Source organism: Cobetia sp. Ld8 (assembly GCF_045066615.1).
In the GTDB taxonomy this organism is placed as follows: domain Bacteria; phylum Pseudomonadota; class Gammaproteobacteria; order Pseudomonadales; family Halomonadaceae; genus Cobetia; species Cobetia amphilecti.
On record NZ_JBISHF010000008.1, the window covers coordinates 548,488 to 570,730 of the forward strand.

The following is a 22,243-nucleotide window of genomic DNA, read 5'->3' on the forward strand; positions in this document are numbered from 1 at the left end:
GCAAAACGTGAGCGAGTGATCAGCAGCAGTGATCACTGCCATGAAAAATACGCCAGCCGCAGAGTCTGCGACTGGCGTATTTTTTTGCCCATGAGGCAGACAATCAGCCGATCAGGCACCCAACTCCTGCTCGATCAGCGCCAGCGCCGCCAGCGGATCCTCCGCCTGAGTGACAGGACGTCCGATCACCAGATGAGTGCTACCGGCCGCCATGGCTTCACCGGGCGTCATGGTGCGCCGCTGATCACCGGCCTGCGCGAAGCTCGGGCGAATACCCGGCGTCACCTTCAGGAACTCAGGGCCACACAGCGCCTTGAGGCTCGGGGTCTCACGAGCGGAGCACACCACACCGTGCATGCCGCTCTGCTGGGCGAGGGCCGCCAGCCGCTCGACCTGCGCAAGCGGCGTGACATCCAGACCGATACCCGCCAGATCAGCCTGTTCCATGCTGGTCAGCACCGTCACGGCGATCAGCTGGGTATCGAGGCCGCGAGTCGAAAGGGCTTCTGCGGCGGCCTGCATCATGCGCGCACCACCGGAGGCGTGGACATTGGTCATCCACACGCCGTGCTCCGCTGCCGCCAGCACGGCCTGGGCGGTGGTGTTGGGGATGTCATGGAATTTGAGATCGAGAAAGACCTCGAAGCCGCGTTGATGCAATGCCTTGAGAATCTCGGGACCCACACGCGTGAACAGCTCCTTGCCTACCTTGACGCGACAGCGCGCAGGATCCAGCTGGTCTGCCATGGCAAGCGCAGCACTCATGTCCGGGTAGTCGAGGGCGATGATCAGGGGGGAAGTCGTGGCAGGCATCCGGGCTCCAGGCGATGTGGCAGGCGCAATGACAGGAGGTCATGGGCTCGGGGCAACATTATAGCGCTCGGCTCTGTCGTTGTATGCCCAGGGAAAGACGAATCGAATCAGCAGGCTAACGCTCGTAGTGCTTTCTTGCGTTGAGCGCAGAAAGCCGCGCAAGGATGAGAAATCGTTTAAATCTAAATGACTACAAATCTAATGCCTGAGCCAGAGTATTTCTCGCGCAGGGCCTCGGGTGGTCGCCCCGCGCACTCCCCATCGACCGCCCTGATGTGAGCATAGGAAGCGACCATGAAAACCCTGCTAGGAACACTTCTCGTGACCAGCCTGCTGGTACTGTCACCGACCAGCCAGGCCGCAGACATGAACATCAACACCGCCACTGCCGCACAACTGACCGAGCTCAAGGGCATCGGTGGCAAGAAGGCCCAGGCCATCATCGAATGGCGCAAGGCGAACGGGCCCTTCACCGACGTGGCACAGTTGACGGAAATCAAGGGAATCGGCCCCAATACGCTCAAGCGCATGAACACGACATTGACGCTGGGCGAGCCGGGCAAGACGACCTCGGCCATCAACACGAAGAGCCCGTCGGTCAAGCAAGACGAGGCTATCCAGAAGAGCCAGACTGTCAAGAAAAGCCAGAGCATCGACAAGACCACCACCGGGAAGGCCGTCGACTCCCACAAGGAAGTCGAGAGCCTCAAGACTGCCAGCAACAATAGTTGAACCGTCACGCCGGGCAGGCAACCTCGTGTCAGTGGCGGGGTTGCCTGTCCAGCGACTCTCTTCCTCTCAGAGAACTGGCAAGAACTGGCAAAAGCTTTCAAGCAGCCCGCAGGCAAGCCAGCGTCATGCAAATGCAGTGCTAGCCATTCCCCCTCTGAACCCCACAACCAAAAAAGCCGACCCGAAGGTCGGCTAGCGGGGTTTCCCCCTCCCCTGACGGCGAATCGGCACCTGCAAATAGCCCGATTCTGACAGCGGCCATCCTGGCCTGCCCCTTCCCCAAGGGGCTCCCTGAATGCCAGCCTCTGTCGGCAGCTGACACCTGTGCTTCTGACACCTTTGCTTCTGATATCAATAGCTCTGACATCAATAGCTCTTCCGCCTGTGTCGGCCTGCTGCGGCCTCGACAGAGACACTCTACCCCGCCATGCCCCGCGCAAATCTGATCTGCATCAAGTCCTGAAGGCTTCCCGGCTCGATCCGTGCGGCTGGCGCGCAGACGACTGATCCATATCAATTTTCTCCATCGCTACAGGCCTCAACAACAGACAGCCCCGCTGCCGAGGATTCCGGCAGCGGGGCTGTCTGTTGTCGAAGAGGGGCTACAACGAGGCGCTTGAGCGTCGCACCCATCCGCAATGCCTACCTCAGCGACGCACCTTCTTGTCTTCGATCTCGGTATGGCTGACATCGAGACCGAGCGGATGACCGGCCGAGAGTTCGGCACGCGTGGCATCGCGCACTTCCAGCACCTCGACTTCCCAGCTCAGCGCCTGACCTGCCAGCGGATGATTGGCATCGACCTTGACCTGCTGCTCACCGACTTCCAGCACCGTGACCGACCGCTGGCCTTCCGGGGTGCGGGCCTGAAAGCGCATGCCGGCGTTGATCTCGCCCGGGCCGAAGGCATCACGCCCGAAGTACTGCACCAGGCCTTCATCCCGCTCACCGAAGCCCTCGGCTGGCGTCAGATTGACGACCTTGCGGTCGCCGACATCGCAACCCTCAAGCGCGCTCTCGAGCGCTGCCAGAATATTGTCGTGGCCATGCAGGTAATCCATCGGCTCACGCTCAAGGGAGCTATCCAGCACAGTGCCATCAGCGGTGCGCAGGGTGTAATGCAGGCTGACGACCTGCTGGGAAGTAATCGCCATGGGAACCACTCCAGAAGAAAGGTGCAATGCGGTCTCGCGGATCAAGCCGGATGAGACAGGATGACAGCTCAGCTTTCGCTGCGCCGCAGCTGACGACTGGACAGCTCGACACGCTGTTGCTGATTGATCAGATTGAGCAGCACGATGACGCGCTCATCGCCCTTCGCGCTCTCGAAGACGCCACTGAGCGAACTCAAGGGGCCATCGATGATCTCGACCTGCTCGCCGGCCCGGAAATAGACATTCTCCGGCGGTTGCTCCTGGCGTTGCTCGCCGCTGGCGATCAGGGCTTCCACCAGAGGCGTCGGCACCGCCGTCGGCGTGTTGCCGAAGCTGACCAGCTTGAGCACGCCACGGGTCGAGCGAATCGGACGCCAGTTGTCATCCATCTGATCAAGGCGTATGAACAGGTAATAGGGGAAGAGCGGCTCTTCAACCCAACGCAGCTTGCCGCCGCGCTTCTTTTCCACCTCCAACAGGGGGTGGAAGACGTGAAATCCCTGATTGGTGAGGTTCTCCGCCGCACGGAAGGATTCCCCGCCCTTGCACTGGATCAGATACCAATGCGCCTTGGCAGCTTCTCGGGCTTCACTCATGATGACCTCTCATTGCCTGCCTGCCCCACTCATGCGTGTCTCGACCTGCATCATGCCTGTCGGCTGACCGGCAGGACAATGCATGGCTCTTGCCCTCAGGCAGTGCGACAATCCGGCCATGAATGACGCAAGCGGCAGATAGCCGCTCACCGTGCGTGTGACACGCGCGGCCACACCCTCTGCATGGACAGGCAAGGCTTTGACTTCAAAGGATTTACGCTTACTCGTTGGCCGTCATGGTATCACGTTCCTGATGGGCTTCGCCTCCGGGCTGCCACTGCTGCTGACCGGTAGCGTGCTGCAGGCCTGGATGACGGATGCCGGTGTCTCACTGGACGCCGTGGGCCTGCTCGCGCTCGTCGGCCTGCCCTACACCCTCAAGTTTCTGTGGGCGCCATTGCTGGACCGCATCATGCCGCCGGTGCTCGGTCGGCGCCGTGGCTGGCTGATGATCGCCCAGCTGGCCCTGACCGCACTGATCGCGTTGCTTGCCTTGCAGGACCCGCACATGTCGCCGCTGACCATGGGCGCCATCGCGCTGGCGGTCAGCTTCTTCAGCGCCACCCAGGACATCGTGATCGACGCCTATCGGCGCGAGCATCTGCCGGACAACGAGCTGGGGCTGGGCTCCAGCTTCTATGTCTATGGCTACCGCATCGGCATGCTGATGGCCTCGGCCGGTGGCCTGGTGCTGGCCGACATGATCGGCTTCCGCGTGACCTACCTGATCATGGCCGCGACCCTGGGCGCCTGCATGCTGGTGACCCTGCTGGCACCGGAGCCCGAAGCACAGGCCGCGCCGCGCGCCCATCATCTGCATGAGATCCTGTGGGACCCCATCCGCCACTTCATGAAGCGCGATGGTGCCATCTGGCTGCTGCTGTTCATCCTGCTCTACAAGCTGGGCGATTCCGTGGCGGGCAATCTGACCACGCCCTTCTACAAGGACATCGGCTTCAGCAACTCCCAGATCGGCGCGACCGTCAAGCTGTTCGGCCTGTGGCCGTTGCTAGCCGGCACCTTCTTCGGCGGCCTGATGATCATGCGCATCGGCATCTATCGGGCGCTCTGGTGGTTCGGCATCCTGCAGATGGTGTCGACTGCCGGCTTCGTCTGGCTGCATCACGTCGGTGATTCGCTGGCGTGGCTCGCGGCGGTGGTCGCCTTCGAGAACCTGGCAGCCGGCATGGGCAGCGCTGCTTTCATCGCCTTCATGGGCGCGCTGACCGACAAGCGCTTCACCGCCGGCCAGTACGCGATGCTCTCATCGATCATGGGCCTGCCGCGCGTGGTGATTGCCGCGCCCTCCGGCTATCTGGCCGATGCGGCCGGCTGGGACAGCTTCTTCTGGATCTGCACGCTGGCCGCCATACCGGGCCTGTTGCTGTTGCTGCGCTTCCGCCACTGGGGCGCGATGCTGGCCACGCCACACAAGTCACCCGCCATGTCGGGCGAGTGACAACGCCGCGCAGCCAACCTGGACAGTCCGAAAACAGCAGGAGAGCCCGAAAACAGCAGGTAGCACCACGAAACCCAGCAAGAAAGAATGAGGCAAGTCAGTCGGCGTCGTTGACACTGTAACAGCAGGTAAACGATGCTTATGCGGCATAGTGCATAAAGATAACAAGCTGCACCGCAGGCCCAGCTGGCGCCAGGCGGTGACATCAAGCACAGGGAGCCCGTCATGCCCATCACCACCCGGATTCACGAAGGCATCATGATCACGCCGCCTGCCCAGCTGACAGGCGAGCTCGCGCGCTATTTCCGCCAGGAGATGCTGGCGATGATTCCTGAGCACACCGGCACGCTCGCGGTGGACCTCAGCCATGTCGAGGCCATCGATGCCGATGGGCTCTCGGTGCTGGTCAGTCTGCATGATGCGCTGTCCCCGGCGGCGCTGGTGGTGGTCGAACCCTCTCCGGTCATGCAGACAGAGCTGGAGCGCGTGCGCCTGTTCGAGCTCTTCGATATCTACTATCAGCGCGACCCGCTGCTGGAGTCGAGCGGTGACACGCGGACAGGGCCTTCTCGTGAGGTAGCCTGATGAAACGCGACCTGACTCGGCCCGGCTCCCTTTACCTCTCTCTTCGACGCCTGCTGGGTGTCGCGTTCACGGCCGGCCTGATGGGCGGCTGTACGCCGATCATGCTGGACGACACCCCCGCCGAAGATCACTGGCAACAGGCGACCCACTGGCCGCTGGAGCTGCCTGCCCCTCATGCCGATGATCGCTTCATGCAACTGCCCGCGGGCGATGACCAGCGGTTGGCGGCGGGCGATCGCCTGAGCGTCAGGGTCGCCGGTAGCGAGCTCTTCGATGGCAGCTACGAGGTGGATCATGACGGACGCCTGCGCCTGCCGTGGCTCTCGCCGGTCGAGGCCTCCAACAAGACCATCGACGCCCTGGCGGATGAGATCACCCGGCGTCTGGTGCAGGAAAAGCTGATTCGCCCGGGTCTGGCGCATATCAGCATCCGGCTCGAGGAATGGGCGCCGCTGGCCGTTGCGGTGTCCGGCGCGGTGTTCTTCCCGGGCGAGGCGGTCATCAATACCCGCCTGCCCGAAGAGCGCATGGTGCGCCGCGATTTCGCCGGCGGCGATGCCAGTCAACAGCGTCGCCTGTCGGCGGCCTTGACCACGGCTGGCGGCATCCGCCCCGACGCGGACCTGAGCCATATCGAGCTGATTCGCGACGGCCAGACACAGGTTCTCGACATGCGCGGCCTGATCGACGGCGAGTATGCCGCCAATCCCTGGCTGCGTGTGGGCGACCGCATCCACGTGCCCTCCAGTGGTGCCTTCCAGGCCGCGCTGATGCGGCCCTCGCCGCTCACCGCGCCGGGCATCGTCATCTATGCCTCCAACCTGACCACCCCTGCCAACAACAACAACGTCAGCAACTACACGGTGTTGCGCTCGCAGGTGCCCTACGGCGTGCGCATGCTGCAGGGCGTGATCAATGCCAACTGCGTCGGCGGCATCCAGGCGACCTCCGGTTCGCGCCGCGCGGTGCTGATCAGTACCAATCCGATGACGCATCAGCCGGTCGTGGTCGATCGCGGTATCGATGCCCTGCTGGCCAATCCGGCGGATGTGGGCGTCAATCCCTATCTGATGCCCGAAGATGTGGTCGGTTGCTATGACTCCGGTGTCACCAACATCCGTGATATCGCCCGCACGCTGACTGACCTGCTGACGCCGGCCACTCTGCTGTAACCCATCGCCTGTCCGTTGATGGAATGCGACTGATCACTACCACGCGACAAGGATGTGCATGACAGAGTCCCGCTCACCCGACACACCACAAGACGCAGCCAAGCCCTCACTGGGGCGCCGACTCCTGGGCGTCCTGCTGGGCTGGGCGGCGCGTGGCTCCAGCATGCGCCCGCGCACCCGCCGCGCGGCCTACCTGTTGCTGGCGACCGCCATCCTGAGTGTCATCTGGGGGTTGACCATCGCCTTCATCGCCGTGGCACCTGTCACCTACACCACCAGCTGGACGATGATCCTGCCGGGCACCGGCTCCGGCCTGTCGGTGAACTTCGAGAGCATCGGCCAGGCCAGCACCAGCGCCAACTCTTCCTACTCAAGCTCCTCGCTGGACCCCAAGGTCAACTATCGCGCCATCGCCGAGAGTCCTGCCGTGCTCGAGCGTGCCGCCAGCACGGTCGACATGCATCCCGACGATTACGGCAAGCCCAAGATCAAGCTGACCGACCAGACCGCGCTGATCGGCTTCCAAACCAGCGCGCCGAGCGCCAAGGCCGCGCTTGCACGTGCCAATGCGCACATCGATGCCTTCAATGAGGTGATCGAACAGCTGCGCAATGATGAGCAGGCGCGCCGCGAAGCCGTCATCCGCCGCTCGCTCGAGACCTACGATCGCACGCTCAAGGAAACCCAGCGCAAGCTGCTCGAGTTCCAGTCCACCTCAGGGCTGGTTTCCATGGAGCAGTTCAAGGAACTGACGCTGAGTGTCGAGGCGCTCAAGGACACACTCGAGACGCGTGATGGCGAGCTGTCGGCCCTCAACGCCCGTCTCGCCACCCTGTCCAGTCGCCTGGGGCTGGATGCCGGCCAGGCCGGTGGCGTGATCGCCCTGCAGCGCGACGCCCGCTATCAGGCGCTGCTGACTCAAGCCGCGGAACAGGCGGCCAGCCTCGATGAAGCGCGCGGCAAATGGGGCGAGCGCAATCCGGAAGTCATCAATCTGGCCGCGGGGCTTGATTCCCTCGAGCGCTCGCTGGCCTCACGCATGCGCCAGTTGCTGCCCCGTCAGTCCTCGCGCAACCAGAATGCCCTGCGTGCCGCGTCCGGCCATGCCAATCAGGACACCCTGGTCGGCGAGCTGATCACCCTGGATACCCAGCGGCGCGGCGTGATCAGCGAGCTTGCCACCGGGCGGGCCAATCTGGCGGCCCGCCAGCAGCGGCTGGACAACAGCGTCGCCAAGGCCGCCCAGCTGCAGGACCTGCTGCGCGAGCAACAGGTCGCCACGGCGGTCTACACCACGGCACTGGCCAAGATTGATATCGGTCAGATCGACCCCTTCGCCAGCTACCCGATGCTGCAGATTCTCGATCCGCCGCCATTGCCCGAGAAGGCGGATTCGCTGGGCATCAAGCTGGCCATCGTCGGCGCGCTTGCCGCAAGCGTCTTCAGCATCATCGGCCTGATTCTCCTGTGGATCAGAAAACCCTACCTGCTGCGTCTGCAGCAAAGCGTGTGAGCCGCCGATGTTTTCCCTGAAGGCGGGGCCAGAGGCGGATGTCCGCCCCGAGACCCCGGAAGAACGCATCATCTGGTTCTCGATCACCGCGACCTACCTGTTCTATCTGGTCGGCGGCCTCTACGTGCTGGCACCGGTGCTGGCATGGTCATTGGTGATGCGTGCCGCCTGGCTGCACCTCAAGGGCCGCCAGCGTTTTCCGCGCCTGCCCTGGCCACTGTGGGTGTGGATCATCGGCATGATCGTGATGGAGTTCTCGCTGCTGGCCGGCCATCTGATCGAGAACCTCGGCACCGGCAAGCTGATCAAGTCCTCCATCGGCTGGGCCAAGGGCTGGGCGCTGCTGGCAGTCTTCCCGATCATCGGCTGTCTGGCGATCCGCCCGGCGGTGATCATCCGCGCGGCCATGCATGTCTGCCTGCATACCATGCTGTTGCTGCCGGTATTCGTCGGCGCCTGGCTGGCGGGGCTGCCCCAGGTGCCCTTCGTCTCGCCACTGCAGGCCATCGGTGGGCCGGGGCCGGAATTCTTCGCCGTCTCGCTCTATGAGATCGACCCCGGCAGCGGCATGCCGCGCTGGCGCCTGTTCACGCCCTGGGCGCCGGCGGTGGGCTTTGTCGCCAGCATCTATTTCGCCTGTGCCCTGCTCGAGAAGCATCCCTTGTGGAAGGCGATCGGCATCGGCGGCAGCGTGCTGATGATCCTGATGTCCGGCTCGCGCATGGCGCTGGTGTCGCTGGTGTTGATCAGCGCCGGGATGTTCCTGCTCAAGCGTCTGCACAAGCCGTGGCTGTGGTTCAGCTTTTCCGGCGTCAGCCTGATCGGTGGCTTTCTCGGCGCGCCGATCCTGGAGGCCATCGACAACTTCATCGCCGCCTTCAAGGGCTCGCGGGCGGACTCGACCCGCGTGCGGGCCGCGCTGGGGCGCATCGCGGTGGACCGCTGGCGCAACGAGGCGCCGTGGTTCGGCCACGGCATCGTCGAACGCGGCCCGCACCTGGTGGAGTACATGCCGATCGGCTCGCACCACAGCTGGTATGGGCTGCTGTTCGTCAAGGGCATCTTCGGCCTGTTCGCGCTGTTGGTGCCGATGCTGGTCAGCCTGCTGCATCTGCTGCGCTTCGTGGTCGGCCGCCCTGTCGTGCAGCTGGGCTTGATCATGGTCGGCCTGCTGTTCGTCTACTCCTTCGGTGAGAATCTGGAAATCCTGGCCTACCTGATCTGGCCGGGCCTGATCCTGATCGGCAAGGCGCACCAGCTGGCGGGCCTGCCCGCCAGCGAAGGACATATCCACAACATGGGGCCGGTAGATGTGGAGAAGCCGCTTTCAAGGGCAGCGCCCGCCTCCGCCGATACCGGCAGCAGCGACACGGCAACCTAGTCCGATCACGGGATAGTGGAACAAGGCTGCGCCAGATCACGCCAATTCATCAGTACATTGCGCTAGAGTGGCTACACCAGCCGTTCAAAAGCATGACTGACAAGACCAGATGCCTGGAAAGGCACGACAAGCCAGGGAGCCAGGCGATGGGTGTGATCACGCGACTCAAGATACGTCTGACAGGTGGCGGAGACGGTGGCAATGGCCGCTTGATCCGCAATCTGGCCTGGATGGGCATGTCGCAAGGGGTGCACCGCATCGCGCGATTGGGCGCGACCCTGGTGGCGGCGCGCATGATCGCGCCGGAGTCCTTCGGTATCGCCGCCATCGTGCTCACCGCGCACGAGATCATGCACGCCATCTCCAATGCCGCCGTGGTACCCGCTCTGGTGCAGGCCGGTCGCGAGGGATATGAACGCCTGTGCCGCGATGCCTACTGGTTCAATTGGGTGGTGTGTCTTGGCCTGATGGTGCTGCAGATGGCACTGGCCCCGCTGCTGGCCTACCTCTATGACGCTCCCGATCTGACCCTGCCGCTGATGGCACTGGCACTGATCTTCCCGATGCTGCCCCCCGCCGCCATCAACGCGGCGCGAATTCTGCGCAGCAACCGCCTGCACATCACGGCGCGCATCGAGATGGGCCAGAGCATCGGCGAGGCCGTCGGCGTGATGCTGCTGGCCGCCATGGGTGCCGGGTTCTGGGCCTTGATCCTGCCCAAGCTGATCGTGACGCCCATCTGGACCCTGACCTACCGCTGGTGCGAGTCATGGCGCATCGATGAGCGCCCCTCCACGCTGTGGTCGCGGCCGCTGATGAGCTTCGCGCGCCCGATGATGGGCGTCGAGGTGGTCTCGGTGCTGCGTCAGCAGATGGATTACCTGCTGGTCGGCGCCCTGTTCGCCATGGACGTGCTCGGCGTCTACTTCTTTGCCTTCAATGCCGGACTCGGCATCAGCCTCGGCCTCTTGCGCGCCTACTCCACCGCCATCTTCCCGCAGCTGTGCGGCGACATGACGTCTCACGAACGACTGGCACGCATGCACCACGGCATGCGCCTGTTCGCGCTGGTCGCCGTGCCCGCCATCATCGCCCAGAGCCTGCTGGCACCCTGGTATGTGCCGATCCTGTTCGGGGAGGCCTGGGTCGAGCGTGGCGCCCTGCCGATCCTGATCCTGATCTGCCTCTCCGCCCTGCCGCGCATCCTGCTCGACAGTTGCGGCCAGCTGCTGCGCGCCCAGGGCATGCCCGGGGCAGACCTCAAGCTGCAGATCTTCATGACGCTGATGCTCGGCGCCGGCATGTTCGCCGGCGTGCCCTTCGGCATCAATGGCGTCGCGGCCGGCATTCTGGTCGGTATCAGCCTGGCCGCCCTGCCCGGCTACCTGTGGACACGCCGGCTGATCCTCGCTCAGGACGGCTGGGTGACAGATGCGCCGCCACCAGACACACCAGACACACCTCACGCAGCATCCACCGCATCGCTTTCCCCAGACAGGGACGTCCAGGAGGCCAGACCATGACCCCGACCTTTTCGGTCATCATGCCGATCTACAACGTCGAACGTTTCGTCGCGGCCGCCATCGACAGCGTGCTGGCGCAGGAGGATGGCGACTTCGAACTGCTGGTCGTCGATGACTGCTCCCCCGATGGCAGCCGGGCGATCTGCGAGGCCTACGACGACCCGCGCCTCACGCTGATCACGCATCCGGTCAATCGTGGCCTGGCCGGGGCCCGCAACACGGGCGTGCGTGCCGCTCAGGGCCGCTATCTGGCCTTCCTGGACTCCGATGACATCTGGGAGCCCGCCAAGCTGGCGCGCCACCGCGAGCACCTCGAGGCACGCCCCGAGGTAGGCCTGTCCTTCTCGCGCTCGGCCTTCATCGATGCCGACGGCGAACCGCTGGACTACTACCAGATGCCGAGCCTGACCGACATCACGCCGGGGCTGCTGTTCTGTCGCAACCCGGTGGGCAATGGCTCGGCGCCGGTCATCCGCCGCGAGATTCTCGAGGCCATCGCCTTCGACTGTGAGGTCAAGGGGGGCGGCGTGCTGCCTTGTTACTTCGATGAGAGCCTGCGCCAGAGCGAAGATATCGAATGCTGGACACGCATCGCCCTCAAGACCGGCACCACGGTGGAAGGCATTCCCGAGCCGCTGACCCGCTACCGGCTCAATGAAGGCGGGCTTTCGGCACAACTGGAGCGCCAATACCAGAGCTGGCTTGCGATCGTCGAGCTGACGCGCGCCTACGCGCCTGACTTCATCGAACAATGGTATCCCCGCGCCCAGGCCTACCAACTGCGCTATCTGTCGCGTCAGGCGATTCGCCTGCGTGACGGGGATGCTGCCTGGGCGTATTGCCGCCGCGCCGTCAAGGCATGGCCGGGCATCTGGAAGGCGGAATTCGGGCGCACCGCTGCCACGGCAGGGGCCGCCCTGATGTTGCGCGTGATGCCCAAGAGTCTCTATCTGCGCTGTGAAGGGCTCGCCCAGGGAGTCATCGGCAAGGCGCAGAAGAAGAAGATCGACAATGCGCCGCGCCCGCAGCCGGCCAGACCGAATCAACAGCAGGACGCTCATGAAGTGGAGTCGCCATGATGAGCCAGCCATTGGATCAAGCCCTCTTCACCACTGAGCGCATCAAGACGCTGCCTCACGTCAAGGTACTGGGGGTGCCCTTCGTCAACACCAGCCTCGACACCTGCCTGAGCCTGCTCAAGAGCTGGATCAGCGACCCGCAGCCGCGCACCGTCAATTTCGTCAATGCGCACTGCCTGAACGTGGCCCAGGTCGATCGCTATTACATGCAGGTGCTGCATGACAGCGACCTGCTGCTGCCCGATGGCAGCGGCGTCAAGATGGCCTGCCGCATGCTTGGCCAGGAGCTCGAAGCCAACCTCAATGGCACCGACCTGCTGCCCCACCTGTGCGACATGCTGGTGGCGGAGAACAAGCGCCTGTTCCTGCTCGGCGCCGCGCCGGGCGTGGCCGACAGGATGGCCGCCAAGCTCCGCGAACAATGGCCGACGCTCGAGATCAGTGGCATGCATCATGGCTTCATCGGCCCGGAAATCATCGACGACGTGCTGGCGCAGATCAATCAGGGCACTGACCTGTTGCTGGTGGCGATGGGCGTGCCGGCCCAGGAGAAGTGGATCTCGACCTACCGTGAGCGACTCGAGGTGCCGGTGGTCATGGGCGTCGGCGGTCTGTTCGACTTCTATTCCCAGCGCATCCCGCGGGCGCCGGGCGTCGTGCGCAGACTGGGCATGGAATGGGCCTGGCGGCTGCTGATGGAGCCACGCCGCATGTTCAAGCGCTACGTGCTTGGCAACCCGAGCTTTCTGATGAGCGTGCGCAAGTATGGGGAAGAGGCGATTCCCGGCCGCGGCCTGTGGATGAAGTCACGCTCCAACTGGCGCCACTTTCGATGGCGAGTGAGCAACTGGCTGACCCCGCGCGCGCGCCGCGCCATGGATATCGTCGGTGCCAGCGGCGTGCTGCTGGTGCTGTCACCGCTGCTGCTGGGCACCGTGCTGGCCATCCGCCTGGAATCGCCAGGCCCGGTGCTGTTCGGCCAGGAGCGTATCGGGCGTCATGGCAAGCCGTTCAAGCTGTGGAAGTTCCGCTCGATGTACATCGACGCCGAAGAGCGTCTGCGCGAACTGCAGGCCGCCAACGAGAGCGAGGGTGGCGTGCTGTTCAAGATGAAGCAGGACCCGCGAATCACGCGGGTGGGTCGTATCATCCGCAAGCTGTCCATCGATGAATTGCCGCAGCTGTGGAACGTGCTGCGCGGCGAGATGGCACTGGTCGGGCCGCGCCCCGCCCTCGCCCGCGAGGTGGCGCTCTACGAGGCGCGTGCGCGCATGCGTCTGGATGCCACCCCGGGGCTGACCGGGCTATGGCAGGTGTCGGGCCGCTCGGATCTGTCCTTCGAGCAACAGATCCATCTGGATCTCTTCTATCTGCATCGTCAGGGCATCAAGGAAGACATCAAGCTGCTGTTGCGCACGATTCCTGCCGTTCTGACCAGCCGGGGAGCCTACTGATGCGCGAGACTCCCTCTCTCATTCGTGCCGCACTGCGTCAGTCCCACGACTCATGCCAAGGAGGTGTGCAATGCATGTGATCCTGTTGGCGGACCGCCTCGGTCAGGAAGTCGCGCCGATTGACCGCCGTTATTCGCCGGCGCTGCTGCCGATCGCCGGACGCAGCGTGCTGGAGCGCAACCTCGACCTGCTGGTCGGGCGAGGCGTGACGCATATCAGCCTGATCATCGCCCGTGACCCCGAGTGGTTCCGGGCGCGTATCGCCGATGGCTCACGCTGGGGCATCGATCTCGACATTCTGCCGATGCCCGGCGAGCGAGACCCGCGCGAGCAGATCAAACGCCTCGGCACCATGGCCGCCCTGCCCGCCCCGGTGCTGCGCGCCGATGTGCTGCTGATGCCGGAGTGGTTCAAGGATGACAGCCTCGCGATCAGCGAGCAGGCCATGGCGTCGGGCGCGCCGGTCTGCCATCCAACCAGCGTGACAGACCCGTCTCTCGCTCGCCTGCACTGGCCGGAGCTGCGCGACAATCCCGGGCTTGGGCCGGCCCTGCTGGCCTCGCTGTCGCACTATCACGCTTTGGTGATGCAGGCACTCGATGCCGATGACTCAGGCCTGACACCACATGGCGAGCGCGGAGTATTGCCCGGCGAGCAGGACCTGCACCACGTCTACTACGCCGCCGGCGCGACCCGCCTGGATGAATCGCGCCTCACCGGTGGCTTCGCCGGCATCACCACCCATGTGGAGCCCGGCGTGCTGCTCAAGGGGCACTGCTGCCTCGAACAGGGCAGCTACGTGGAAGAAGGCGCCATGCTCGAGGACTGCGTCATCCTGCCCTTCACCCGCGTGCACGGTGGCCAACAGGTGAACGCCGGCATCCTGTTCGAAGGCGAGGCGCTCGACAGGACAGCCCCGCACTGGCTCAAGGACCGCCGCCATGCAGGCGCCGCCTCGCAACGCGGCGTCGCCTACCGCAACCCGGCACGCCCTGAATGGCAAGAGCGGATTCTGGCGGCCCTGATCACTCTGGCCACACGCCCCTTCGGCTCACGCTACAAGGAGCTTCGCCATCGTCTGCGCCAGGTGCAGGACAGCCGCATGCGGCTTTTCGGGGCACTGCCCGAGCGCTCGCCACCGCCACTGGACAGGGTCGGCATCAGCAGTGCAGGCGCCATCCAGCCCCCGGATTGGCGCGCCACACCGGATGCCTTCGCCGCGACGCTGGAGGCCATCCAGGTCGGCCAGACGCCGGGGCTACGCGGTGCCATTCGAGAAGCCTGGCGACTGCGCCAGCAAGGCAAGCAGCAGTGATCGCACCTGTTCGCTCTTCCCCCTGAGTCCGCCTCGCGATGCAAGGCAAGACACGAAAAAACCCCGCAGTGCCATGGCACTGCGGGGTTTTTCATACGGGCCTTGTCATACGAACGCTTGCGATCACTCGTCAGGCAGCATGAGCGGCCTTTGACACCGGCTCAGCGATGCTTGGCCAGCCAGGCAAGCGCGCCTTCGCTGCGCTTCCACTGGTCCCGCATCAGGGTGCGGTACTGCCAGGCCTCACCACGCGTGCCGGGCTCCGGCGCTTCCACCGCCAGACTCACCGGTCGCGGATGCTCCGCCAGCAGCAGGCTGATCAGATGCGAATTGGCTTCCCGCACGATCTCGAGTGCCTGCTCGGCGTCCTTGTCGCGACCCAGCCGATAGAGCGCCAGCACCTGGCCCATCAGGATGCCCAACAGCGGCATTTCCTCATCGACGGCACGTCGCTCGATATCATGCTCGGCGAGGGTCACGGCCTCGTCGTTGCGGCCTTCGCGCAGCAGCTGATCCAGCACCAGCTCACGCAGGCCGAGGCTGTCTTCCTCGTCGAGCTTGAGCAGGCGCTCCGCCAGCTGGCGCGAACGCTCGCGCTCACCGCGCTCCATGCCGATCACCAGACCCAGCCCACAGCGCAGCAACTGGGCGTTGTCGCCATCTTCCCAGCGCAGCAGGCCGCCGGCCTGTTCGATCTGATCGAGCCAGCGATCGAAGCGCTGTGCCAGCGGCACGAAGAAGGTGTCCGACATCCACGGCAGGCTACCGAAGCGACTGGCCAGCGCCAGGATCAGCCCCTGACACACCGCCGGAACGTCCAGCCATTCGGGGCTGGCGCACAGCTGCTGCAGCCACTCGTTGGGGTCCTGGACATCCCAGGGATCGATATCCAGCGCCAGTGCCGCCTCTTCCTCGATACGCGCCGGGAAGACCGCCTCCCAGAGCCCGAGTGTCACGGCCTGCTCCGCATTCTGACGGAACAGCAGACTGCCATCGTCCTGCGTTTCCAGCGCCAGACGCGGCGGATGCTCGATCACCTCGAACAGCGCCTGCAGGGCGGCCAGTGAATCCGACAGCGACTCATCGGAATTGACCATCTGCTCGGCGAGCGTGGCACGCGGGTTTTCGGCCAGATCCGCCAGGAATTCCAGCTGACCGGGCTCGATGTCCTTCTGCTTGGACAGACGACGCCACCAGAAGCGCGCACGATCCTGCGCCTCTTCGGGCTGGCCCTCGTGCAGCAGCAACATGGCTTCGATATACGCCAGCGTCGGCGAATCGGGCAGCGTCTGCTGGGCACGAATGAAGGCGGCGCGCGCCGAGCCCAGATCATCGCTGTCCAGATGCAGCAGACATTGGTGCTCCAGAGCGACGCCGCGCAGGAAGGCAGGACCACGCTCCAGCACCTCATCGAGCAGCAGCGCCTTCTTGCGGGTGAAGCCGCGCTCCTGATAGAGGTCCAGCAGCAGCTCGAAGCCAGGCTCGGCCTGCTCGGGCAGACGCGACCAGTCGCTGGTATCGAACAGCGCCTCCATGATTTGCTGAGCCCGACCACGATTGCCGCTCTCGGCGCTGATCAGCCCCGCCTCGAGCAGCGCCTGCGCCGGCGCGAGACCAGAGGCCAGCGCCGCCTTGAGCTGTTCACCCTTGAACTCGCGCAGCGACAGCATCCACATCAGGTGATCCGGAATCGCCGGCAGCTGCACCTTGTCGCAGCACTGCTTGTACTTGCGACCCGAGTCACACCAGCAAGGCTCGTTGCGTCCGGGTGGTGCCAACGACTCGCGCGCGAAGTCGAGTCGCACCAGCGGAGTCTGGCTCCACAGCACCGGCGCCAGCGCTACCGCCAGCGCTTCGTCGCCACCGCTGTAGTTCACGCCCTCCGAATGCGCCCACTGCATGAAGGCAGGAAAGGATTCATCGGCGCGGATGGCATCAAGTGCCCCACTGGCGTAACTCAAGAGCCGTTCGACCCACTCGGCAAGCATGGCATCTCCCTAAAAAAGCGTTTCACAGTCCTGCAGACACCGCATCCCGGTCGTCGCCTCGGCGTTCACCTCGGCGTTTCCTCAGGCGCGATGCCCGTCAGAACCTGCGAATCAAGGGGCGGAGTCTATCACGAGGAAGCCTCGCCCCTCATCGTTCACTCACTCAAGCGGCTGACGCAGCGATAACCTGCTGACCTGAGCTGTTCGGCCAGGCAGGCGATATGCGCCGGGCCCACCTCACAGCAACCGCCGACGATACGAATGCCGGCATTGACCCACCCCAGCGCATGCGCCGCGTACTGCTCCGGCCCCAGGTCTTCGCGTGCCTTGAGGTCCTTGACGGTGCCGCCGGGATTGAGCTCCGCGATGGAGGTGAAGCCGTTGGCATAGGCACCGGTCGGCAGCGGGCTGGCCAGCAGATTTTCCAGACTACCCTGAATGGCTTCCGGCGCGCTGCAATTGATCAGGATCGCGTCCACGCCCATCGCTTGCAGCATGCTGATCGCGTCGGCCAGCGGCTCACCACTGCGCAGGGTCGCGGTCAGGTCATCCTTCACCGTCAGCGAGACCCACACCGGCAAGCCGCTCTCGAGTGCGGCGGTGGCGGCGGCGCGAGCCTCGACGCAGGAAGACAGCGCCTCACACAGCAGGACATCGACCAGCGGTGCCTGCAATTCCACCAGCCGGCGATAGCTGGCCAGGGATTCGTCAGCACTCGGCGCGACATCGGGGCGATAGGTGGCGACCAGCGGCGGCAGGCAGCCTGCCACGCGCACATCCGCCTCGCCACTCAGGGCGATGGCATCCCGCGCGGCCTTGCCAGCGGCGGCATGAATGGCTGCGATCGACTCGCCGACACCCGCCAGGCCCAGACGCTGCGGCGTGGCCGTGTAGGTATTGAGCGTGATGACGCGCGCGCCGGCACGAATGAAATCGAGGTGCAGGTCACGCACCAGCTCAGGCTGGTCCAGCATCACCTGAGACGACCACAGCGGCGTCGGCTCACGACCGCTACGACGCACCAGTTCCTGGCCCATGCCGCCGTCCAGCAACACGACTTCAGCCCCGTCACCTGTACCCTTTCCTGCTTCCAAGTCTCGTTCCACACAACCTCCAGAGCTTTTTGATGTCCTAGCGTGAGCCTGACGACCTGGCGAGACCCGCTGGCCAGTCAGTGGCGGGCGAAATTCTACCACGCTCGACCCGCTTGCGGCCCTTGCTCACTGGAGCCAAAAGGCTGCCCAATGCTACTGTTGACGACACCCTTTGCCCCGCGCTGCGCTCGAGGCTCGTGCTCACGAACCTCTCGGCAGACCATGTCGCGCCAGATGCCCCACCCCGTTCAATCAAGGAAGCCTGCCTTGCTGTTGCCGAGCCCCTTTCGTCCCCGAGCCAACACTGCCAACGACGCGCCCCAGGTGCGTCTGGAGCGTGAGGGCCGCGACGAGATTCGCCGCATTACCCAGGCCGTGGAGCGTGTGCCCTGGTCGGTGAGCCTGATGCAGATCCTGTGGACCGCAGGCCCGGTGACGCTGATCGGCGCCTGGGGCGGCTATCTGCTCGGTTACGGCAAGGAACCGACCTTCGAGAACTACATCTTCTTCATCTCCTACACCGTCATCACCGGTGTCGCGGGCATCGTGGCCAATATCGCCCACAACCTGACCAGCTCACGGCGCTATGACCGCACCGAAGCCAAGATCGAACGCGTCATCGACACCGTGCCGGAGCTGATCCTCGCCACGCGCAATCTGATCGTCGAGAGCCTCGAAGGCGATGCCCGCCGGCGTGAAGCGGCGGCCATGCTGCTGCGCAAGCAGGATCTCGCGCCGGAGGGGGTCGAGCTGGCGGCGCTGGAGCTGCTCGATGACCGTGATGCCGCGCGCATCATCAGCCAGATCGACGTTTACCGTCGCGTGGGCCTGCATGCGCGTATCCGCGACATGAACAGCCTCAACCGCGAATGGCTCGAGCCCCAGTTCAATGAGCTGGCCGAGCTGGCCCCCGAGGCCATCGGCCTGTTGCGTGAGCGCTTCGAAGGCCGTGCGCCCGACCTGCACAGCGGTGTGCCGCGTGACGAGAACTTCATCGAGCGTGTGCTGGCCGCCATCGAGCAGGACAACGACCTGCTGATGACCCTGCAGGACGTGGAGGAGATGCTGATTCTGGCCTTCGAGCTGATCAGCGGGCGCAAGATTCCGCTGCTGACCTTCGAATACCGTGGCCGCTGGAAGCTGGCGCGCGCACTGGACAACCTCGAGCATGCCCGCTCGCGTTATCGCATTCGTCAGGCCACCGGCCTGTCACGCCTCAAGGCGCTGACGGTCTATCTGGCCGAGCAGTCCGGCACCCTGGTGGAGGATGCCGCCTCCGGCCTGCGCGCCGAGGTACTGCTGGAGCGCTCCACCCAGGCGATGGACGCCCTTGCCGAGCAGGTGACGCATCTGGCGATCGCGGTCAATGAGGGCGATCGTGAACACCGCGCCGCGCTGCGCTCGCGCGCCGACATCCTCACCAACGCCATCCGCCTCTACAAGACGGTGACCAATGCCTACGAGCAGGTCGGGCGCAGCCACGCCGTCTTCCTCAAGATGTCCAAGCGCTGGGAGAACATCGCCTCGCAGATGTCCGATGACGCCACCCGCCTGCGGGTCGGCCCGGGCCGTCGTGGTCTGCGCATCCAGGAAAAGACCATCGCGCTGGACGATGAAGCCAAGGCGGAGGTCTGCAAGCATCTGGCCGATCACTTGAACGAGAGCCGCATCAAGCGCGTCGACAGCGAGATCGCCTACCAGGCGCGCGAGACGGTGCTGCGCGTCGGTGTCGACAAGGCCAAGGCGATGGCGGTCGAGATCGCCCTCGCGCTGGAGCCCCACATACACCTTTCACGCCCGGCCGTGCAGCGCGCCATCAATGGCTCCAACGCCGCCTATTTCGGCCAGCTTGAGCCCAATCAGTCCGCGGCGGCCAAGGCGGCCCTGGGCAGCGCCATGGTGCGCGAGATCGACGATGACCTGTCGCGCACCGCCGAATCCCTGGCCATCGCGCTGGTGCGCCACTACCGCGTCGAGCTGGAGCCGCTGGCCATCGAATTCCTGCGCGATACCTTCGGCGCCCGTGAAGCGACGCTCAACATGCTCAGCAACTATCAGCCCGCCGACCACCACCCGGTCAGCTATCTCTCCAATCGCCCCCCGCTGATCCAGACCGCCAACCGCGACTGGTATCGCGCCCTCGTCCAGGCACGTCGCGCGCTCGACGACGATTGATCCCCGCCTCGGGCCAACGGCATACTGTATGGATCATCATATCGACAGCCTTTGACCGCAGGATGCCCGATGCGCCTGATCATCGCCGAAAAGCCCAGCCTCGCCCGCGCCATTGCCGAGGCGCTGCCCGGACGCTCAAGCAAGCGCGACGGCTATATCGATGCCGGTGACACCCGTGTCACCTGGTGCATCGGCCACCTGCTGGAGCAGGCCCCGCCGGATGACTACGACGAGCGCTTCAAGCGCTGGTCGCTGGATCACCTGCCGATCATCCCCGAGCAATGGAAGCTCAAGCCACGCAGCCAGGCGCGCGGTCAGCTCAAGACCATCCGCGAGCAGCTCAAGCTGGCCGATGAGGTCGTGCATGCCGGTGACCCCGACCGTGAAGGCCAGCTGCTGGTGCAGGAAGTGCTGGAGCACATGCGCTGGCGCGGGCCGGTCAAACGCCTGCTGATCAGTGACATGAACCGCCCCGCCGTCAGCCGTTCCCTCAACAAGCTGGACGACAATCAGCGCTGGCAGCCGCTCTATGAAGCCGCGCTGGCGCGCCAGCGCGCCGACTGGCTGTATGGCATGAACCTGACCCGCGCCTGGACATTGACCGGGCGTCAGGCCGGCCACGATGGCGTATTGTCAGTGGGACGCGTGCAGACGCCGCTGCTGGGGCTGGTCGTGCGCCGTGACGAGGAAATCGAGGCCTTCGAGCCTCGCGCCTTCTTCCCGCTGTGGATAGAGGCTGGCGTGGCGGCGGGCAGCTTCAAGGCCTGGTGGCATGCGCCCAGCTCGCCCTGGCTGCAACGCCTGGCGGACAAGGGCACCCCGCTGCCACTGGATGACAAGGGGCGCCTGCTGGATAGCCGTCCCGCCGAGCGCCTCGCCCGCCATCTCGCGACCTTGACCACCCTCGGCGATGGCCATGTCGAAAGTGTCGAGGCCAGCGACAAGTCACAGCCCGCGCCGCTGCCCTATTCGCTCTCGGCGCTGCAGGTCGATGCCGCGCGCCGTTTTCGCCTGCCCGCCCAGAAGGTACTCGACACCTGTCAGGCGCTTTACGAGCGTCATCAGCTGATCACCTACCCGCGCTCCGACTGCCGCTACCTGCCGCGCGAACATCACGCCGGCATGGCCAATCTGATGATCAGCGCCTGCGTGGGTGACCGCGAGCTTGAACGCTACAGTGGCGGCGCCGATTTCAGCCTGCGCTCGCGCGCCTTCAATGACAGCAAGGTCAGCGCGCACCACGCCTTGGCGCCGACCGGGCGCGAGCCGGACTATGCGCGCCTCTCGCGCGATGAAGCCAATCTCTACCGCATGATCACGCGCAACGTGCTGGCCCAGTTCTACCCGGCCTATCGCTATCGCGAGGTCAAGGTCGAGCTGCGCTTCGCCAAGGAGCCCTTCCGCGCCAGTGGCCGCAGCGTCATCGACGAGGGCTGGAAGGTGCTGTTCCAGCGCACTGCGGAGGCCGGGGGGACAGCTGACAAGAAGGCCTCTGACAAGAACGCAGCCGCCGGTGACAAGACCCCGCCGCCACTGCCCGCCCTGACGGAAGGCGAACCGGCCTGCGTGCTCGACTGTGGTATCGAGGAGAAAGAGACCCGCCCGCCGGAGCCCTTCAATGACGCCAGCCTGATCCAGGCAATGATGAACATCGCGCGCTACGTCGAGGATGAAGCAGTGCGGCGCACGCTGCGCGATGTGGATGGCCTGGGCACCGAGGCGACACGCGCCGGCATGCTCGAGACCCTGATCAATCGCGGCTATCTGGTGCGCGAAGGCCAGGCGATGCGCTCGACGCGTATCGGCCGCGCGCTGATTCATGCGCTGCCGCCTGCCGTATCGCGTCCGGAGCGCACCGCACAGTGGGAGCAACGCCTGAGCATGATCCACGAGCAAGGCGACCCGGCGGCGCCCTTCCTGAGCGAATTGATCGTGGATCTGCGTGCGCTGCTCGCCGATAGCTCCGCCAGCCGTCTGAGCACGGCATTGGCCAGCGTCGGTGGTGCGACACCCGCGCCGCGCAAGGGCGGCTCGCGTCGCAAGGCCACGTCCTACAAGAAGCGCGCGTCTGGCAGCTCTTCTGGCAGCACTGCTGGCAGCAATAAGGACGGCGCTTCTCGTAAAAGTGCCTCATCCAGAAGTCCCCGCAAGCGAGCGACTGGGTCACGGCGCAAGACCGATAGCTGACAGCAGGTCAGGTGAAGTACAAC

At 64.9% G+C, this 22,243-nt stretch carries 17 protein-coding genes; 12 read left to right on the plus strand and 5 right to left on the minus strand.

Features of this window, described 5'->3' with window-relative positions; translation table 11 throughout:
- Window positions 1-111: 111 nt before the first annotated feature.
- Window positions 112-813 carry an orotidine-5'-phosphate decarboxylase gene (pyrF, locus tag ACJJV2_RS13290; RefSeq protein WP_153635206.1) on the minus strand — a complete coding sequence of 234 codons (702 nt, stop codon included), beginning with the start codon at window positions 811-813 and terminating at the stop codon, window positions 112-114.
- Window positions 814-1,107: 294 nt separating this feature from the next.
- Here pyrF and ACJJV2_RS13295 point away from each other — a divergent pair, with 294 nt between their 5' ends.
- Window positions 1,108-1,545: a ComEA family DNA-binding protein gene (locus ACJJV2_RS13295; RefSeq protein ID WP_405281581.1), complete on the plus strand. Its 438-nt coding sequence runs from the start codon at window positions 1,108-1,110 to the stop codon at window positions 1,543-1,545.
- Between the two features lie 647 nt (window positions 1,546-2,192).
- Here the strand turns inward: ACJJV2_RS13295 and ACJJV2_RS13300 are convergent.
- Together ACJJV2_RS13300 and rfaH are read right to left on the minus strand one after the other, a co-directional pair.
- The gene (locus ACJJV2_RS13300; RefSeq protein WP_043332448.1) at window positions 2,193-2,699 is read right to left on the minus strand and encodes a peptidylprolyl isomerase; all 507 of its coding nucleotides are present in this window, start codon (window positions 2,697-2,699) and stop codon (window positions 2,193-2,195) included.
- A gap of 68 nt (window positions 2,700-2,767) precedes the next feature.
- Window positions 2,768-3,295: a transcription/translation regulatory transformer protein RfaH gene (rfaH, locus tag ACJJV2_RS13305; RefSeq protein ID WP_176676340.1), complete on the minus strand. Its 528-nt coding sequence runs from the start codon at window positions 3,293-3,295 to the stop codon at window positions 2,768-2,770.
- A 253-nt stretch (window positions 3,296-3,548) separates the two neighbouring features.
- Between rfaH and ACJJV2_RS13310 the strand changes: the two genes are divergently transcribed.
- The 9 genes from ACJJV2_RS13310 to ACJJV2_RS13350 all read left to right on the plus strand — a co-directional run bounded on the left by ACJJV2_RS13310 (window position 3,549) and on the right by ACJJV2_RS13350 (window position 14,776).
- Window positions 3,549-4,754 (plus strand): AmpG family muropeptide MFS transporter, encoded by a 1,206-nt coding sequence (locus ACJJV2_RS13310; protein ID WP_082388128.1) that lies wholly within the window; start codon window positions 3,549-3,551, stop codon window positions 4,752-4,754.
- A gap of 225 nt (window positions 4,755-4,979) precedes the next feature.
- Window positions 4,980-5,339, plus strand: a complete 360-nt coding sequence (locus ACJJV2_RS13315) for an STAS domain-containing protein (RefSeq protein ID WP_043332452.1) — start codon at window positions 4,980-4,982, stop codon at window positions 5,337-5,339.
- A complete protein-coding gene (locus ACJJV2_RS13320; protein WP_405281587.1) occupies window positions 5,339-6,511 on the plus strand; it encodes a polysaccharide biosynthesis/export family protein in 1,173 nt (390 codons plus the stop codon). Before ACJJV2_RS13315 ends, ACJJV2_RS13320 begins: the two co-directional genes overlap by 1 nt.
- 58 nt (window positions 6,512-6,569) lie before the next feature.
- Entirely contained in the window at window positions 6,570-8,024 is a 1,455-nt protein-coding gene (locus ACJJV2_RS13325; RefSeq protein ID WP_286987162.1) for a hypothetical protein, read from the plus strand.
- Between the two features lie 7 nt (window positions 8,025-8,031).
- Window positions 8,032-9,405 (plus strand): O-antigen ligase, encoded by a 1,374-nt coding sequence (locus ACJJV2_RS13330; protein ID WP_197738704.1) that lies wholly within the window; start codon window positions 8,032-8,034, stop codon window positions 9,403-9,405.
- A 146-nt stretch (window positions 9,406-9,551) separates the two neighbouring features.
- Entirely contained in the window at window positions 9,552-10,928 is a 1,377-nt protein-coding gene (locus ACJJV2_RS13335) for an oligosaccharide flippase family protein (protein WP_405281591.1), read from the plus strand.
- Window positions 10,925-12,007 carry a glycosyltransferase family 2 protein gene (locus ACJJV2_RS13340; protein WP_286987165.1) on the plus strand — a complete coding sequence of 361 codons (1,083 nt, stop codon included), beginning with the start codon at window positions 10,925-10,927 and terminating at the stop codon, window positions 12,005-12,007. Before ACJJV2_RS13335 ends, ACJJV2_RS13340 begins: the two co-directional genes overlap by 4 nt.
- Window positions 12,007-13,461, plus strand: a complete 1,455-nt coding sequence (locus ACJJV2_RS13345) for a WecB/TagA/CpsF family glycosyltransferase (RefSeq protein ID WP_405281595.1) — start codon at window positions 12,007-12,009, stop codon at window positions 13,459-13,461. The genes ACJJV2_RS13340 and ACJJV2_RS13345 overlap by 1 nt, the downstream gene beginning before the upstream one ends.
- 70 nt (window positions 13,462-13,531) lie before the next feature.
- Window positions 13,532-14,776: a hypothetical protein gene (locus tag ACJJV2_RS13350; protein WP_405281598.1), complete on the plus strand. Its 1,245-nt coding sequence runs from the start codon at window positions 13,532-13,534 to the stop codon at window positions 14,774-14,776.
- A 161-nt stretch (window positions 14,777-14,937) separates the two neighbouring features.
- Here the strand turns inward: ACJJV2_RS13350 and ACJJV2_RS13355 are convergent, their stop codons facing one another.
- Window positions 14,938-16,764 (minus strand): SEC-C domain-containing protein, encoded by a 1,827-nt coding sequence (locus ACJJV2_RS13355; RefSeq protein ID WP_054555069.1) that lies wholly within the window; start codon window positions 16,762-16,764, stop codon window positions 14,938-14,940.
- A gap of 155 nt (window positions 16,765-16,919) precedes the next feature.
- On the minus strand, window positions 16,920-17,858 hold the full coding sequence (locus tag ACJJV2_RS13360) for a homocysteine S-methyltransferase family protein (protein WP_405281601.1): 939 nt from the start codon (window positions 17,856-17,858) through the stop codon (window positions 16,920-16,922).
- 267 nt (window positions 17,859-18,125) lie between these two features.
- Between ACJJV2_RS13360 and ACJJV2_RS13365 the strand changes: the two genes are divergently transcribed.
- Complete coding sequence (locus tag ACJJV2_RS13365) at window positions 18,126-20,033, plus strand: hypothetical protein (RefSeq protein WP_043332458.1); 1,908 nt, start codon at window positions 18,126-18,128, stop codon at window positions 20,031-20,033.
- 69 nt (window positions 20,034-20,102) lie between these two features.
- A complete protein-coding gene (locus ACJJV2_RS13370; protein WP_405281604.1) occupies window positions 20,103-22,220 on the plus strand; it encodes a DNA topoisomerase III in 2,118 nt (705 codons plus the stop codon).
- Window positions 22,221-22,243: the final 23 nt, after the last annotated feature.